Here is a 15,411-nt window from a genome sequence, read left to right on the forward strand (position 1 = left end):
GGCAGGTTTGAAGTAGGAAAATCGCAAACGGCTACAGCCGGTCTCAGTCTGAAACGGACTTCCGTTTTGCAGCGGTTGCCGTCGTTTCCCAGCGAGAGTCGAACAGGTACTATCGGCTAGGAGCGGACAACCGATGGAATTTGCCCGTGACTGGAATCCCGTTGTGCGCCTAGAGCAAGAGTGCCTGCACTAGGCGAGCAGGTGTTGAGCGCCTTAATGAAAAATGAGACGACATGAGTAATGATCTTGGGCTTTCCTTTCACGCCACAGCTGGTTGGTTTTCCGCCGTTAAGAGGCCATCCTACGTTTTTGTAAGCGTGACAAACGCACATGCCGCCGCGCTCCCCACAGCCCTTGGGATGGCGATACGCCGGTGCTACATCTCCGATGACAGGGTCAACATTCAGGCCATCCAATACCCCCCGGCAACCCAGGTGATTGCGGCCGCTTTGCCAGATCCTGGGTCAGTGATGTCGGGCGAGTTCGGCGAGATCTTGACCTACTTCTACCAAGGCGCAACGGCTCTGCCAAAAGCGGCGGTTGGGCTCAGAAGATGGCATCTCAAGCAAGACCGCAACAAGGCAGCACCGTACTCCGATGTCGTACATCTGGTTTTACCTAACTGGCCCACTTCGTCTGCAATGGACACAGTGCTCTGCTCAGAGGTGAAAGCAAAGTCGACCAAGAGCAAGTTCGAGCCCATAAAGAATGCCATTGAGGGTTGCGAAACCGACCGGACGAGTCGGCTAGCAGGAACACTGGTCTGGCTCCGAGAACGCGCCATCACTGGAGCAACTGAGGGTGCCTCCGTCGCACAGTTGAATCGGTTCATCAAGCTCGCAGGACTTCCACCAACGGTCAAAAAATTTCAAGCTGTCGCCGTTGTATGCGACTCGCTCGTAACCGAGGAGGCTGCGAAGGCCCCCGCGACCGCTTCTCCGGATTACGAGGTGGTGGTCATCTCAGTTCCGAAGCTGAAAGCCACATACGAAGCCGCATACACAGCTGCCATGAACGCGGTGCCGTCGGCTGTAGCAACCGCCAAAATTACGAACACTAAGTAGTTTCATCTCATCAAAAATGGACCAACACCTTCTCCGATGGATTGGCGATGCAGACGCAATCAGGCACATTGAGCATTTTAAAGTTCCCCAAGTCACTGTCGAGCAGGCAGAAGTGCGGGCGCGAGTCGATGACTACTACATAGCTCTGGTGGGTGAGCTTTTCACCAGGATGCGCACCGGGTCGGAAGACGCTGAGGGCTGGTCTAAGCTAGGTAACGCCCTTGCGCAGATAGCAGCACCTGGCCAAGAGAGCGAGCTCAAGCGCGTTGGCATCTCGCAGTCGGAAGCAACGCTATTCGCTGCAGCTGCGTTTTACTGTGGTGGGTTCCCCGCCTCGGCTTACATCACCATCCGGAGTCAATCTGTCGATCTTGCTGGGCCAGAAAGCTACCTAGCCTGTACTGACCTCCTCAAGCGACCGAATGCCATGAGATCAGCGTTGGGGCAATCTCTGCTTGATGCACTTGAACGGGGAGAACTTTCACAGATTGATGACGCCCGCCGTGAAACAGAGAACGCGTCCAAAGAGAAGCTAGATGACAGTGCCAGTGAATGGATCCCAGCAAGACTGCTCGAGAACCTTGTGCGGCGCTTCACCAGCACAAACGTCTGTGGGGGTCAAGTTATTTCGGACACATCAATAGGTGGGTTGAGTTGCCGATTTATGCTCGAAAGCATTGGGTGACAAGTTGCCCAGTTTGGAGTGCAACCGCACGGAGTTGTAGAAGTTGACGATGTAGTCAGCCACGTCATGGATGGCTTCACTGTGATTGGCGTAGTCACGTTGCCAGACCCGCTCCATCTTCAGATTCAAGAAGAAGCGCTCCATCACCGAGTTATCCCAGCAATTGCCCTTGCGGTGTCGGCGCCGATTGAATATTGACCCACCCTGCCGATCCAATAGTGACCCAGGGCGGGTCGCTGGTGTTGGAACCAGCAACTGTGGATAAGTGTACTCAGCAGCTGGTTCTTGGCTTTCCTTATCCAGGCTTTTTGAATTCCTAGACTGCACGGGGAAAGGAGCGAAGGGCGTAGCCCGTAGCGGATTTCCCCGTGCGCGCCCGGCTCAGAACGGCTCGTCTGGCCGTGCTGCTTTTGCCTCCTTGCGCACTTGCTCGCGCGCTTTGATCCGCGACTTGGCGGCCAGGGTGCTGTGCTGAAACCGGTACGACTCGTTGCCCGTCTCCACGATGTGGCAGTGGTGGGTGAGCCTGTCGAGCAGCGCTGTTGTCATTTTGGCGTCCCCAAAGACGCTCGACCATTCGGAGAAACTCAAATTGGTGGTGATGACCACGCTGGTGTGCTCGTACAGCTTGGAGAGCAGGTGAAACAGCAAGGCGCCGCCCGCCTGGCTGAACGGCAGGTAGCCCAGCTCATCGAGAACGACCAGGTCCATGCGCATCAAGCTCAGAGCCATGCGTCCGGCCTTGCCGTCACGCTTTTCCTTCTCCAGCACATTGACCAGATCGACCGTGGAGTAAAAGCGCACGCGCTTGCCCTCCCCCCGTGTCAGACTAGTTGCCGCTCCCCCGTGATTGCGGATGATCCGCATTGGAGCGCTATTTATGAAAACAAATCGACATTCAACTGAATTCCAGGAACAGGCGCTGAGCAAAGCCAGGCAACGAGGCACACGCAGCGTGCAGGACGTTGCCAATGATTTGAATATGCCAGTGGGCACCTTGAGAAAATGGATCAGCAAGTCCAACCGAAAGCATGCCGTCACTGGCCTCGCTGCGCAACTGCTTGAGAACTTACCGGCCCAATCGTGGAGCCCTTCCCAGCGCTTGCTTGCGCTGAACCAGACGCATGCCATGACGCCCACACAACTGCATGCCTGGTGCCGGGAGAAGGGGTTGTTTGAGCACCAGCTCAAGGCCTGGGGTGAAGCGTTTTGCAGCGCCACAGCGCCTGAATCGCGCGAAGCCAGGACGGCACTGCGCGAGTTGCAAGTCAAACACGATGGGCTGCAGCGCGAACTGCGTCGAAAAGAGAAGGCGTTGGCGGAAGCCGCAGCCCTGCTGGTGCTACAAAAAAAGTTCCAGGCCCTGTGGGAGGACGAGGAGAAATGACCAGTTGCCAACAGCGTCAGACGCTACTGACGCTGATAGGGCAGTCCTGCGACAACGGCGCACGTCTGCAAAAGGCCTGCGCCCTGATTGGGTTGGATGCGCGTACTGTTCAGCGCTGGCGGCGCCCGGAGAACCAGCAGGGCGACCTCAGGGTCGGGAACAAACGCCGCATCACCGTGCCGCCTAACAAGCTCAGCGAGGCTGAGCGGCAAGCTGCGCTGGAGGTGGTCAACAGCGATGAGTTCAAGGATCTGCCACCCGGCCAGATCGTGCCGCGCCTGGCTGACCAGGGCCTGTATGTGGCCAGCGAGTCGACCCTGTACCGGCTGCTGCGTGAAACCGGCCAGTTGAGGCACCGCCGCCTGGAACGGGTGGCGCAAAAACGCAGCCGGCCACGCGCGCTGGTGGCGACCGGGCCCGACCAGATTTATTGCTGGGACATCAGCTACTTGCCCACCGAGGTCCGCGGCATCTACTTTTACCTTTACCTGTTTGTCGATCTGTTCAGCCGCCGGATCGTGGGCTGGCAGGTGTTCGATTGCGAGAGCGCCGAGCTGGCCAGTCAGTTGCTGCGGGCCATTTGCGAGCGGCGCGGCATTGCACCCCATCAGCTCACCGTTCACTCGGACAACGGCTCGCCGATGAAGGGGGAAACGATGCTTGCCACCATGCAGCGCCTGGGCGTAGCTGCCTCTCGCAGCCGACCGGCAGTCAGTAACGACAATCCTTACTCCGAGGCTTTGTTCAGGACACTGAAGTACCGCCCTCAACTGCCCGTCAAACCGTTCAACGGCCTGTTGCAGGCGCGGCGCTGGGTGACAGAGCTGGTGCACTGGTACAACCACGAGCATCGGCACAGCGCCATTCGATTTATCACCCCAGCGCAGCGGCACTTAAAACTCGATGAGGCCATTTTGGCTGAGCGCGCCAAGGTCTACGCCGCGGCCCGAAACGCTAACCCCAACCGCTGGTCAGGGGGGACTCGCAATTGGTCGCCAATCACCGAAGTGCACCTCAACCCGCAAACACCAAAGGAGCAGAATCAACCAGAAAAACTAGCCGCTTGAGCATCGAACTTTTTGCGGCAACTACCTTGACAGCGCCCGTCCCTGGCCTTGAGCCGTTGCAGCACTGTTAACGGCTTTGCGATGGCGGTGATTGAGCAGTGCAAATGGCTCGAACCCGGCAAGAGCATAAAAGATGAATTTCAAGCCCCCCGCTCGGCTCGGCAGATCATGCAGTGGTGGGGCACTGAATACCGCCGCACCTACAGCGGCCAGGACTACTGGACACGCACCCTTAAGGCATTTCGTTATACACAAGTCCCCTGAGCCTGAAGCTCGCGTGAGAACCTGATGCCGGCGGCAAAGTCCAGAATGCGCTGCATACCAAGCCAGATGGTTTTCACGCCCGGCTCACCATCACCCGTGCGCGCTAGAAAGCCACCGAGTCTGGCAACCAAGCGCACCACCTCGTTGAGCGTGGGCGGCTTGCTTGGCAGCTTCTGCTTGTTCAGGATGTAGGCGGCTTTCCACTCATCGGGCTCGAACATCAACTGGGCATCCAGGTCCGGGCAACTTCGCCCCAGCCGCATCAGCCGGGCGATACGCCAGGCCACCACCATGTACAGCACCAGCGCGCGCTCAATCTTCTCGATGCTTCCCAGTTGCAGCGCCTCGATGCGGCAGCCGTTCTTCAGGACATGAAAGAACATCTCGATTTCCCAGCGGGCCCGGTACCAGTCAATCATGCGCGCGGCCTGCTCCAGGCTCTGCACCGGTAGATTGGTCAGCAGCCGCCACTCGACAGGCTTGTCGCCTGCGGCAGGCTGCATTTCCTTGGCCACGATGCAACTGGCCTGCACAAAGTGGCCTTTGCCATCGGGCAGTTCGAGCATTTGCGCCCACACCTGCTGGACCACTTCACGGGCGCGCTGGCCCTTGCGCGAGGCCATTACAAAGCGTATTTCGCCCAGAGGCTCGCTTTGCAACACAGAGATCCAGAGTTTGTCGCCGCTGGACAGGGTGCGGTTGTGTTGGGAGCGCAGCAGCCAGTCCACAGGCGTGCCCAGCGCGCGCGCACGCCGCATCAACTCCATGATGTCGGCCTCGCGGTCAGCCAGGTACACCAACCGGGTGCCGGACAACTCGGCGGCCATTTCGGCCAGCCGCTCGTAACCTTCCACCCAGCGCACACTCTCCTTGATGCCGGGGCGGCTGCCGTCCTTGTTTTTGGGTTCGCGTGCCCACATCCACGCGTCGAGCACGCCCAGCGGTTCGCGCGAAGTCGACACGGCGTAGGTCGGATGCGCGTACATGCCGCGCTGCGCTTCGTAGCTCAGCGGCCCCAGGCCGCTGGCCTCCTGCCCGTTGAAGTCCAGCTCGGTCGTGTCCTGAATGCACAGCACCACCTCGTGCCCGGCCATGCGCGTCTTGGCGCAGTCCGTGTGCGCGCCCAAAATCGCACGCCAATCGACTTCCTCGTTGCCGAAGAACCGGTACGCCGCCATGGTGTCGGCCCAGTCCCCGCAGGCTTGCGGCACGCTCGCCATGGGCTGGGCGCTCAAGCGCTCCACCAGCCGGATGGCCCGCTTGTTGCGCCGCTCATCGCCCAAGTCTATCGTCTCAAATTCAGTGCCTGCCCAGCCCATCGTTTTCCTTCAAATCTTTCTTGAGGGGAATTTTGCCGGAGTTGTGTATAACGAAATGCCCTTAAGGCCCGAGTTCATGCCCAGCAGCAAAGCAAGCAGTTTCGCCATGTCATCAGCGACGTACGGTTTGCCAATGAAGCCGCAGCGGTGCGTGCCATGGGCGGCGTGATCTGGGACATCAGGCGCCTAGGCCTGAAGCACAACACCAGTCACATCAGCGAAGCGGACGGCAGCCAATTTGCACCAGATCTGGTGATCCACAACTGCTACGACATCAAGCACCTGCAGGGCGTTGTCACAGGCGCTTGGCTAATGGCCGAGACAGGCATGGGCGATGCCGATGTGATCAACATGGGCGTTACCTATTCCAGGCTCAGCCGGTCATGATCCGCACCACGCCATCGCCCCAGACGCTGCGCATGCTGGCAGCAGTCGCCATGCGTGAGTTTTCGCTGCGCCACCACCAGGGCGCTGCCCTGCCGGTGCAGACGCCTGCACCCGCTACGCCTGTGACACAAATGTGCGACCTGCCACACGTTGCGCGCCACGTGCTGCGCTTCATGGACAAGGTCCAGCTGACCAGCGCGCAGATGCTGCGCCGCGAGACCGGCCGGGAAAGAGACATGCTGCCCGCCCTTGGCGCACTGATCCGCTTCCAGCTTATCGAGCCAGTGCATCGCAGCTACCGCATCACGCCGGCAGGCACCGCCTGCGTCAACGCAGAGCCGGGCCAGATCTTGCTGCGCCGCACCGCTTTCACGCATTAACACCAAGGAGCCAACCATGGCCAAAGCCGCTTCCAAACTCTCGACCCTACTGATTGGCAAAGAGGTCGTTCTCCACATAAATTTGAGCGACATCAGTGGCGACCCGCATCCCGCTGCCGGTCAAAAAGTAACCGTCATCGTGTGCAATAGCAAGACCGCCTACCAGGTTGAAACGCAGGCGGGCCAGGTCTTTGTTGTCCACGAAAGTGACTGGACCCCCTATCCAAACAAGCTCCATCCAGACACCCCGGTTCTGACCGAGCACCGCAAGACGCTCAACCTTTACCTGGACAGCAAGCTCAACCAGGTGCAGCAGCTGCTGCCGGCCACGATCCACGCCTCGCCTTTTAACCCGCGCACCAACTACCCGGAAGACGCGATGCAGGAGCTGACCAATTCGGCCAAGGAAGTGGGCATTATCCAGCCGGTGCTGGTGCGCCCCAGGGGCAATGGCAGCTACGAGCTGGTGTTCGGCCACCGCCGCCACCGCGCCGCGCTGCAAGCCGGGCTAAGCATCATGCCGGCCATCGTGCGCGACCTCACCGACGCGCAAAGCGCCCAGCTGCAGGCGGTCGAGAACGTCCAGCGCCGCGACCTGGACCCCATCGACGAGGCGCTGGGCTATGCGGCATTCATTGCCGCGCACGGCATCACCAAGGACGAGCTGGCACGGCAGACCGGCAAGAGCCGCACCCATGTGTACAACCGCCTGAAACTGGCCACGCTGCACCCGGCCGGCCAGGCGGCATTGCGCGCCGGCAAACTGCGCACGGAAGTCGCCACGCTGGTAGCCCGGGTGCCGGGCGAGAAGAACCAGGCCAAGGCGCTGGCCCTGGCGCTCGAAGGCGGCTATGCAGGCGAGTTGAAAAGCTACCGCACGGCCCGCTCCGAACTGGCCGAAAAGTTCACGCTGGACCTGAAAACGGCGCTGTGGGCGCTCGATGACGCTGACCTGGTCGAGAGTGCAGGCGCCTGCACAGCATGCCCCAAGCGTTCGGGCGTTGACCCCATCGTGTATGCCGACATGCTCGACAAGAAGGGTTACAACGACTACACGCCCAAGGGCGACAACGTCTGCACCGACTCCGACTGCTTTGCAGGTAAGAAGTCGGCCCAGCTCAAGCGCCAGCAGGAAGCGCTGGAAGCCAAGGGCAAGGTGATGGTGGTCGGCAACGCAGCGCGCAAGGCGGTCGATGCGCAGGGAAACGTCAAGGGCGACTACATACCGATCAGCGAGATGCGCGAAGCGCTCAAGAGCGTCAACAACGGCACAGCCGGGCCGGCCGTCACCATCCTGACGATCCAGGACCAGCGCAGCGGCAAGACCATCGAGGTGGTCAAACGCAAGGAAGCCGAGGCGGCAGGCGTCAAGACGCCAGCGGCCAAAACCACCAATTCCCGCATGAATTGGAATGCCTACGAGCTTGACCGCAAGGAGGAGGAAAAGGTTCGCGACGCCAAGGCGGCGGCGCAGACCCGGCTGAACGTCGTCGCGCTGCGCAAGGTGCGCGAGACAGCGACCCGGGTGAGCACTGGCGTGTTCGAACTGCGGCTGATTGCACAGGTGGCCATTGCCGGCGTGGCCTACAAGGACAGGGACACGCTGCTGGCGCTGCACGACACTAAAGACATTGAAGCGTTGAGGATCAAGGCCGGCCGAATGTCGCACAAGGAATTGAACGCCCTGCTTCTGGACTGCGCGCTGGTGGACCACGTCCGTGCCTTCAGCTACGGCAAGCCCGAGGCGCCAGCGGCGTTGTTAGCCGCTGCCACGCAGTACGGCGTAGAGGTCGAGGACGTGCGCAGCGCATACCCCGTCGAGACGGTCGAAGAACCAGCCGAGCTGGAAGCCTGACCATGCGCCACTACCCGAAACGCTCACAAGCCATTTACGTTGCGCAAGCACTGGCCCTGGTCGCCGGCTGCGTGGTCGTTGCTGAAATTGTCCTGAGGATTTTTTTATGAGAAAAACCACTGCCCACGGCCGCAAGCTCCAGCGCCTGCAGGCCCATGCCTTGGCCAGCCGGTTCAACTCCGCCCACGCCAGCCCGGTGGGCCGGGCCGTTATCGCCAAGGAAGAGGTTGACTGCGTGGCCGCGCTGATGACCCGCATGACCAGCGTCAGCACCCGGATTTACTTCACACAAGACGGCGAGCGTGACACGCGGCTGCTGTCCCACTTGGCGCTGGTGCTGGGCGTCGGCGCCGAGACCGCACTGGCCCTGGCGCTGCACCACCCCGATTCCAAACGACTGCACGCAGCCCTGCGCACCGTCGTGCAATTCAGCGTGGACGGCGGGCGCTGGCGCAGCAGCCAAGCCAAGATCCTGCATGAGGCAGCCCAACTGGCCACGGAAGTGTTCTTGGCGCAGCCAGTCTTTGGAACGCGTGCTTTTCCAGGTGCGTTCGAGCTGGCCGACAAAGTCCGAAACGGCACGGCCCGCATGACGGACGTGGCCGGGCCTGAAATTTACAACACGGGAGCAAAGGCATGAGAAAGGACACCATCATTAGCCTCAAGCCGCTGTACTTGGCCAGCGCGCAGGCTGCATCGTTTCTGTCGCTGTCGGAGAGCATGCTGATCAAGCTGGTCGCGCAAGGCAGCTTGCCCAAGCCACGCAAGCTGAGCGCCGGCCGCAGTGCCTGGCTGGTGGAAGAACTAGAAGCCTGGGGGAAAAGCCTGCCAGTGTCAGACCTGCTACCACCGACGAATTGCGGCTTTGGACGTGCAGGCAAAGCTGCCTGATCTTTTAGAGATCGGGATCATCTAGAGAAAGAATTGATTTTAGTAGATCTGCTTTATCAAAGCTTATTTCTTATTCAAAAAAGCCTAAGAGATATAATTTCTCTAAAACTAATCTATTTATTATTTAAGTTTTGCACTTTAAAAGTATCTATAAATTTCATCAATAAAGATTGAATATTAATTCCGTAATTATCTTCAATTTTCTCGTCTTTTGCATTTTGAAAAAATATCTTTTCAACCATGGCTGCTTTCACTTTTTCTCGTAGTTCAGGAGATAAGGATTCAATGAACGGTCCTAACGCAGCCATATCCAAAGAGGTTTGAAGATGGCTGTAATGATGGCTTCGATGTCGTGACGACTCACGAGCCAAGTACGCAATCGGTACTGACAAAAATAGAGAAATAATTAGGCGTAAGCTAATTTCCTTCCAATTCATCTCATTATTACTACTTTCAAAAAGCGTTACTGAGAGTAATACTACAACCATCATCATCAATACTATTGAAAAGATTCTAAACCAGTTAGCACTTTTTTGCTCATTAGTAGCACTTTTTGCATAACCACCAGCAATTACTGATACAGCTAGATTTCCAAGTAATTTTACAACCTCGAATTCTTTTAATTTAAGATTTGCAATAGTCTCTTCATATTGGCTTTCAAGATTAAGGCCTTGCTGCAAAACACTCTCTTGGGCAGCATTTATAGCAAAGTTTATTTGCTGAGATATTTCTGCCTTTTCATCTTCCAATTTTCTCAAATTGGTATTGATCGATTCGCTGAACGCTTCAACTCTAGATTCATATCTTGCTAAATCACTCTCAGCCACATCCAATTTAGAATGAAAATTATTGCTACGATCCAAAAGATCACTTTCCAGCATTTTCCAGTTTTTTTGAAGTGCGATATTAGGCAACATTGGTCCGTTTCCAGCATCAATAATGCCAGCCACACTAACCTGCAAACTACCTATATAATTTGTAAGTGCCTGACCTGCCGCTAAAATCTTTGAGAATGAAGTACTCAGTTGACTAGTTGGAAGTAATACCGCACCTTGCTGTCCCAATGCTGTCGCGTAAATTCCTATTGCATTTGCAACCTTTAGAGCTTTCTCAAAGTCCTCAATCCCATCTACGATGCCAAAATTAGAAAATATTTCTATATTATTATTTAATTGTGAAACATATTCAGCCAGCACTCTTGGTATATTAATACTTTGATCGCTTGGAAACATTATCTTAGCTAATGCAACAACTTCAGAAATTTTAGAATATATTTCCGGTAGTTTTTCCAAAGGATTTTCAATTATTAAGTTCATTTAATTTCGCCAATTTGTAATTTGAATAAAAATTAAGAAAATTTATATGTCAATTATTGATTAATAGTAAATTATTCCACTAAAGATAAACAGCCAATATTTGAATATAGGCTTATTACTAGATCAAGTTAATCTGAAGGCGATCTATACCAAGCTTTAATGATTGCTTGGGCTTACTTCCTTTAAACAATTTGCAATAGTTTAAACGGCCAAGTCCTCTAAATAAGCTGCCAGTAACTCCAGCCAGTGGCGACGCTCGGCATCGTAGGAATAGGCGTTGTACGTGCCCACAATGTCTTTCGGCAGGTGCCCAATCACCGCCTCGGCAATCTCATCCCGGCATCCCAGCGACGCCAGCAGCGTGCGACCGGTGCGCCGCAGATCGTGCGGTGACCAGCCCGACACCGGCAGCACCAACCCTTGACTCTGTCGATTGACCACCTTGGGCGAATACGGCTGCAGGTTGTAGATATAGGTCGAGAAGAAATGCTGTGTGTACTGTTGGCCCTGGCCATGCTCGAACAGCCAGCCCGAAGGCCCGACCGCCGCCATCCGGCGCTGCACAATGTCCAGCGCCCGCCCGATCAGGGGCACCCGCAGATCCTCGGCTTCCAGGCTTTTGGCATTCTTGGTTTCATTTTTCGGCACGGTCCACCACCAGCCATCAGTTTCGTGCGTAATGTGTTCTGGTCGCATGCCGAAAATCTCGCCGCCCCGGGCGCAAGTCCACAGGTACAGCTGCAATGTGTCCCGGCCGGTGGCGTGCAGGTTGGGCAGCCAGGCCAGCAACATGGCAATCTCGACAGGCCGCAGCACCCGGCGCTGCTGCCCCTGGTGCTCGCCGCCGATTCGCTTCCCCTGGCTCTTGAGCCGCCCCTTCATGACGGCGCGCCACCAGTTCGGCGTGTCACCGTCAAGCCGCCCGGCGTCAAGCGCGTAATCCCAGGCCGCGCCCAGCATCGAGCGTAGCTTTGCTGCAGAGGTCGGCGTAGCTTTTCGGGCATCAAGGATGCTAAAGGCATCCGCCCGCTTGATAGACTCAGCCGCCCGGCCCGCAAAATCCGTGTCGTCATCAAGCAGCTTGTCCAGCGCCCGGCGGGCCGCCAGCAGCCCAGCCGGTTTGCGCGATGCCGACAGGTGACCCTCGACATAGTCCTTCACCAGCTCGCGCACGGTGTACGCCTTGGGCGTGTCGTCAATGCCCCGCTGGGCCTGGCGCTCAGAGCGGCGCTGCTGGCCCGGGTCAGTGCCGGCGCCGCGCTGGTCCCGCAGCTGCTCCCACTGCGATGCCGCTGATTGCACCGACACCGCCGGCCACTGCCCGAAAGCGACCTGTTTCATGCGGCCGTCGGCGAGCGACTTGTACCGGTAGATCCACGTTTTTCGAGTGGCCGACACCACCAGGCGCAGGCCCGGACAGCCATCGATCGTCATGTGCTCGCCAGGCCTGAGCAGCTTGGCAGCGCGTGCATCGAACAACATAAACCGTATACTCCCGAATGTTCCAGACGCAGAAAAAGCGACGGCAGCGCAGGCCCGACAAAGCAGCAAATAAAAGCTACGCCGAAAGCTACGCTGACATGTGAAGTGTATAAGGTCTAGTGTGGTCTATTCTGAGAAAGCCAGTTCAGGCAAAAAGAATAAAAGCGCATGGAATTCAAGCACTTACGGGAATAATCTGTTGTAAATCAACAGGTTACAAAATGCGGGTGTAGTTCAATGGCAGAACGGCAGCTTCCCAAGCTTCATACGAGGGTTCGATTCCCTTCACCCGCTCCAAATTGTCATATCACAGCGTTTCACATTCACTCAAAACCCGCGTAGTTCATAGCTACTGCGGGTTTTTTCATGCCTTATGTCGTTTCAGGCTCAACCATGCCATACCAACCTTTTTCAGGTAGAGATGTGGGCAGGTCAGCGGGTGTCAGCTTTGGCTATCAGTACCATTACCAGCCAGCCTCCAACTGCTTCCTACAGATGATCGGGTGTTTTGCCCTGTTTGCATGAAGCAGAACCATGGACGATGGCCTTGTCGGCATTACCTCGGGGAAAAACCATGAAATATCGCGGATTGCTTTTCTCCGCTCTGATCGGCGCTGTTGCCAGTGCACGCTCCATGACGCCCATGGCAAGCATTGCGGCTGCACGGCTTCTTGGCCATCGCACGCCGGGAAAACTCGTACTGCTGGACCGTCCTGTATTCACCTATGGCGCCTTGGCCATGGGGGTTGGCGAATTGTTCGGAGACAAGATGAAGACAGCGCCTGACCGCACTGTTTTTCTGGGCTTGCTGGCCAGGGTAAGTAGCGCCGGGATAGCAGGCGCTGCGTTGGCTCCCCATGGTTGCGAACAGGCCGGCGCTGTGACTGCGATTGCAACCGCCGTACCTCTGGCCTACCTGAGTCTGGCCGGCCGTGAACGAGCAATGGCGCGCATGGGCCAGACTCGCAGCGGTTTGATCGAGGACGCGCTGATTGTTGCCCTGGGTGTGACGATTGTGGCGCTGGCGGTCAGGCCGAAAAACGCTTGGTGAACGCATCGAATCGGGCGCAGTGACCAAAGGCCCGGTTTTGTTCGATGGCGGTGAACGCACCCAAAAAAAAAGCCCCTCAGGGCCTTTTTTCTTGTACAAGGCAAATCGCTTCAGATCAGCGTGACGCCGGTCTTGGCTTGCAACGCTTCCTGGGTAACACCCGGTGCCAGCTCAACCACCTTAAGGCCCAGGGGCGTCACGTCCATCACCGCCAGGTCGGTGATGATGCGGTCAACTACACCGACGCCAGTCAGGGGCAATGTGCATTTCGGCAGGATCTTCAGGTCGATGGTGCCGTCCTTTTTCTTCGCAACATGCTCCATCAGGACGATCACGCGCTTGACGCCAGCGACCAAATCCATCGCGCCGCCCATGCCCTTGACCATCTTGCCCGGAATCATCCAGTTGGCCAGGTCGCCCTGCTCGCTGACCTGCATCGCGCCCAGGATAGACAGGTTGATCTTGCCGCCGCGAATCATCGCAAAGCTATCGTGGCTCCCGAAAATAGACGAGCCCGGCAAAGTGGTCACGGTCTGTTTGCCGGCATTTATCAGGTCGGCATCCACTTGATCTTCCGTCGGGAACGGGCCGATACCGAGCATGCCGTTTTCTGACTGCAGCCAGACCTCCTTGTCGCTGGGAACAAAATTGGCGACCAGCGTCGGAATACCGATGCCGAGATTGACATAGAAACCGTCTTCGAGTTCCTGGGCAGCGCGGGCCGCCATTTGGTCTTGGGTCCACGGCATGCTTCAGGCTCCTTGTTGGCCGCTGGCGGCCTTGATGGTGGATGGGACGGGTTCGTCGGCAGTGATAACTGCTGCCTGGGCAATGGCGGCCTGCGCTTCGACCTTGGCGGCGGCGGCATCTACCGGGGCTTGGGTGACGGTGCGTTTCTCAATGCGTTTTTCAGGGCTTGGGTTGTGCACGATACGGTGCACGTAAATGCCTGGCAAGTGCACCTGGTCAGGCTCTATGTCGCCCGTTTCCACGATTTCTTCCACCTCAACCACGCAGATTTTGCCTGCCATGGCCACAGCGGGGTTGAAATTGCGGGCGGTCAGGCGAAACTGCAGGTTGCCGGACTTGTCGGCACGGTGCGCCTTGACCAGTGCCACATCAGGCACCAGGGCGCGTTCCATCACATAGGTTTCGCCGTCGAATTCACGCAGTTCCTTGCCTTCAGCCACCAGCGTACCGACACCGGTCTTGGTGAAAAAAGCAGGAATACCGGCACCGCCGGCGCGCAGCTTTTCGGCCAGCGTGCCCTGCGGCGTAAATTCAAGTTCCAGTTCGCCGGCCAGGTACTGGCGCTCGAACTCCTTGTTTTCGCCCACATAGGACGAAATCATTTTCTTGATTTGCCGCGTCTCGAGCAGCTTGCCCAGGCCGAATCCGTCTACTCCGGCATTGTTGGAAATCACGGTCAGGTTTTTGACGCCGGTATCGCGCAGCGCATCGATCAGCGCTTCGGGAATTCCGCACAGGCCAAAGCCGCCCACAGCGAACAGTTGTCCATCTTTGACGATGCCCCGAAGGGCTTCTGCAGCAGAGGGGAAAAGTTTCTTCACAAAAATGTCTCCTTGTTTGGTTCAGCCTTCAGGACGCTTTCACGCGCCTGTCCGGTCCATTACGATACTACCTATTGCGCTACGTAGTTTTTCTTAAAGGTTTGTCCTGATGTCAACGGATTACCAACTGGCTTTCGACTTGGCACCGGTGGGGCTTGTGCTGTCCCGCAACCGCTCGATTCTTGATTGCAACCAGCATGTCTGCGAAATGTTCGGCACCACGCGTGAGTATCTGGTGGGCCAGTCTTTCCTCATTCTCTACCCGAGCGCCGACGAGTTCGAGCGCATCGGCGTACGCATGCTTCCTATTTTGAATGCTACCGGCATGTATTCGGACAACCGCATCATGAAGCGGGTCGATGGGCGATGCAAAGACGAAACCTTCTGGTGTCACGTCACAGGCCGGGCACTGAACCGAAGTGTGCCGCATGAATCAGGCATCTGGACGTTTGAAGACCTGAGCGCCAGCCGTCCGGTAACGGCCGAACTGACTGCACGCGAGCGCGAGGTGGCAGCCCACCTGATGCGCGGCCTGACCTCCAAGGAGATCGGCCGCGCCTTGATCATCAGCCACCGTACAGTGGAGATTTACCGTGCACGCCTGATGCGAAAATTCAAGGCATCAACCACGGCCGATCTGGTGCAAAAACTCATGGCTGGGGATTGATGCCCTGCTCTGGCAGAGGTTTTCC

Annotated in this window: 16 protein-coding genes, 1 tRNA gene and 2 pseudogenes; 12 read left to right on the plus strand and 7 right to left on the minus strand. The window is 57.3% G+C overall.

The window, feature by feature from the left end:
- Nucleotides 1–233: 233 nt before the first annotated feature.
- Nucleotides 234–1,064 (plus strand): Hachiman antiphage defense system protein HamA, encoded by an 831-nt coding sequence (locus tag H4V98_RS13405; protein ID WP_280757559.1) that lies wholly within the window; start codon nt 234–236, stop codon nt 1,062–1,064.
- Nucleotides 1,065–1,701: 637 nt separating this feature from the next.
- On the opposite strand, the pseudogene H4V98_RS13410 reads toward H4V98_RS13405, so the two are convergent.
- Both H4V98_RS13410 and H4V98_RS13415 read right to left on the minus strand, forming a co-directional pair.
- Nucleotides 1,702–1,923, minus strand: a pseudogene (locus H4V98_RS13410) (IS3 family transposase); the annotation flags it as partial.
- Between the two features lie 207 nt (nt 1,924–2,130).
- Nucleotides 2,131–2,559: pseudogene (locus H4V98_RS13415) on the minus strand (ATP-binding protein); the annotation flags it as partial.
- Between the two features lie 70 nt (nt 2,560–2,629).
- Between H4V98_RS13415 and H4V98_RS13420 the strand changes: the two are divergent.
- The 3 genes from H4V98_RS13420 (at nt 2,630) to H4V98_RS13430 (ending at nt 4,467) form a co-directional block, all read left to right on the plus strand.
- Nucleotides 2,630–3,136 (plus strand): transposase, encoded by a 507-nt coding sequence (locus H4V98_RS13420; RefSeq protein WP_280757560.1) that lies wholly within the window; start codon nt 2,630–2,632, stop codon nt 3,134–3,136.
- Nucleotides 3,133–4,203 (plus strand): IS3 family transposase, encoded by a 1,071-nt coding sequence (locus tag H4V98_RS13425; protein WP_280757561.1) that lies wholly within the window; start codon nt 3,133–3,135, stop codon nt 4,201–4,203. The genes H4V98_RS13420 and H4V98_RS13425 overlap by 4 nt, the downstream gene beginning before the upstream one ends.
- Before the next feature lie 81 nt (nt 4,204–4,284).
- Nucleotides 4,285–4,467: a hypothetical protein gene (locus H4V98_RS13430; protein WP_280757562.1), complete on the plus strand. Its 183-nt coding sequence runs from the start codon at nt 4,285–4,287 to the stop codon at nt 4,465–4,467.
- On the opposite strand, the gene H4V98_RS13435 is transcribed toward H4V98_RS13430, so the two are convergent.
- On the minus strand, nt 4,449–5,786 hold the full coding sequence (locus H4V98_RS13435) for an IS4 family transposase (RefSeq protein ID WP_280757283.1): 1,338 nt from the start codon (nt 5,784–5,786) through the stop codon (nt 4,449–4,451). The two genes, H4V98_RS13430 and H4V98_RS13435, sit on opposite strands and share 19 nt — an antisense overlap.
- Nucleotides 5,787–5,933: 147 nt before the next feature.
- Here H4V98_RS13435 and H4V98_RS13440 point away from each other — a divergent pair, with 147 nt between their 5' ends.
- The 5 genes from H4V98_RS13440 to H4V98_RS13460 all read left to right on the plus strand — a co-directional run bounded on the left by H4V98_RS13440 (nt 5,934) and on the right by H4V98_RS13460 (nt 9,299).
- Nucleotides 5,934–6,173: a hypothetical protein gene (locus H4V98_RS13440; protein WP_280757563.1), complete on the plus strand. Its 240-nt coding sequence runs from the start codon at nt 5,934–5,936 to the stop codon at nt 6,171–6,173.
- On the plus strand, nt 6,170–6,553 hold the full coding sequence (locus H4V98_RS13445; RefSeq protein ID WP_280757564.1) for a hypothetical protein: 384 nt from the start codon (nt 6,170–6,172) through the stop codon (nt 6,551–6,553). Before H4V98_RS13440 ends, H4V98_RS13445 begins: the two co-directional genes overlap by 4 nt.
- Before the next feature lie 16 nt (nt 6,554–6,569).
- Nucleotides 6,570–8,408 (plus strand): ParB/RepB/Spo0J family partition protein, encoded by a 1,839-nt coding sequence (locus H4V98_RS13450; RefSeq protein ID WP_280757565.1) that lies wholly within the window; start codon nt 6,570–6,572, stop codon nt 8,406–8,408.
- 106 nt (nt 8,409–8,514) lie between these two features.
- Nucleotides 8,515–9,048 carry a hypothetical protein gene (locus H4V98_RS13455; protein ID WP_280757566.1) on the plus strand — a complete coding sequence of 178 codons (534 nt, stop codon included), beginning with the start codon at nt 8,515–8,517 and terminating at the stop codon, nt 9,046–9,048.
- A complete protein-coding gene (locus H4V98_RS13460; RefSeq protein ID WP_280757567.1) occupies nt 9,045–9,299 on the plus strand; it encodes an AlpA family phage regulatory protein in 255 nt (84 codons plus the stop codon). Before H4V98_RS13455 ends, H4V98_RS13460 begins: the two co-directional genes overlap by 4 nt.
- A 113-nt stretch (nt 9,300–9,412) precedes the next feature.
- Here H4V98_RS13460 and H4V98_RS13465 read toward each other — a convergent pair whose 3' ends face one another.
- Both H4V98_RS13465 and H4V98_RS13470 read right to left on the minus strand, forming a co-directional pair.
- The gene (locus H4V98_RS13465; RefSeq protein ID WP_280757568.1) at nt 9,413–10,615 is read right to left on the minus strand and encodes a hypothetical protein; all 1,203 of its coding nucleotides are present in this window, start codon (nt 10,613–10,615) and stop codon (nt 9,413–9,415) included.
- Between the two features lie 201 nt (nt 10,616–10,816).
- The gene (locus tag H4V98_RS13470; RefSeq protein ID WP_280757569.1) at nt 10,817–12,097 is read right to left on the minus strand and encodes an integrase family protein; all 1,281 of its coding nucleotides are present in this window, start codon (nt 12,095–12,097) and stop codon (nt 10,817–10,819) included.
- Nucleotides 12,098–12,320: 223 nt separating this feature from the next.
- Here H4V98_RS13470 and H4V98_RS13475 point away from each other — a divergent pair.
- Both H4V98_RS13475 and H4V98_RS13480 read left to right on the plus strand, forming a co-directional pair.
- Nucleotides 12,321–12,394 (plus strand) — tRNA-Gly (locus H4V98_RS13475).
- A gap of 277 nt (nt 12,395–12,671) precedes the next feature.
- Entirely contained in the window at nt 12,672–13,148 is a 477-nt protein-coding gene (locus H4V98_RS13480; protein ID WP_196865089.1) for a hypothetical protein, read from the plus strand.
- Between the two features lie 110 nt (nt 13,149–13,258).
- On the opposite strand, the gene H4V98_RS13485 is transcribed toward H4V98_RS13480, so the two are convergent.
- Together H4V98_RS13485 and H4V98_RS13490 are read right to left on the minus strand one after the other, a co-directional pair.
- Nucleotides 13,259–13,897: a CoA transferase subunit B gene (locus H4V98_RS13485; RefSeq protein WP_196865090.1), complete on the minus strand. Its 639-nt coding sequence runs from the start codon at nt 13,895–13,897 to the stop codon at nt 13,259–13,261.
- Nucleotides 13,898–13,900: 3 nt separating this feature from the next.
- Nucleotides 13,901–14,719, minus strand: a complete 819-nt coding sequence (locus H4V98_RS13490) for a CoA transferase subunit A (RefSeq protein WP_280757570.1) — start codon at nt 14,717–14,719, stop codon at nt 13,901–13,903.
- A 109-nt stretch (nt 14,720–14,828) separates the two neighbouring features.
- Between H4V98_RS13490 and H4V98_RS13495 the strand changes: the two genes are divergently transcribed.
- Nucleotides 14,829–15,386 carry a PAS and helix-turn-helix domain-containing protein gene (locus H4V98_RS13495; protein ID WP_196865092.1) on the plus strand — a complete coding sequence of 186 codons (558 nt, stop codon included), beginning with the start codon at nt 14,829–14,831 and terminating at the stop codon, nt 15,384–15,386.
- The last annotated feature ends 25 nt before the right edge of the window (nt 15,387–15,411 follow it).

The organism is Polaromonas sp. CG_23.6 (genome assembly GCF_029892315.1).
Taxonomy (GTDB): Bacteria; Pseudomonadota; Gammaproteobacteria; order Burkholderiales; family Burkholderiaceae_C; genus Polaromonas.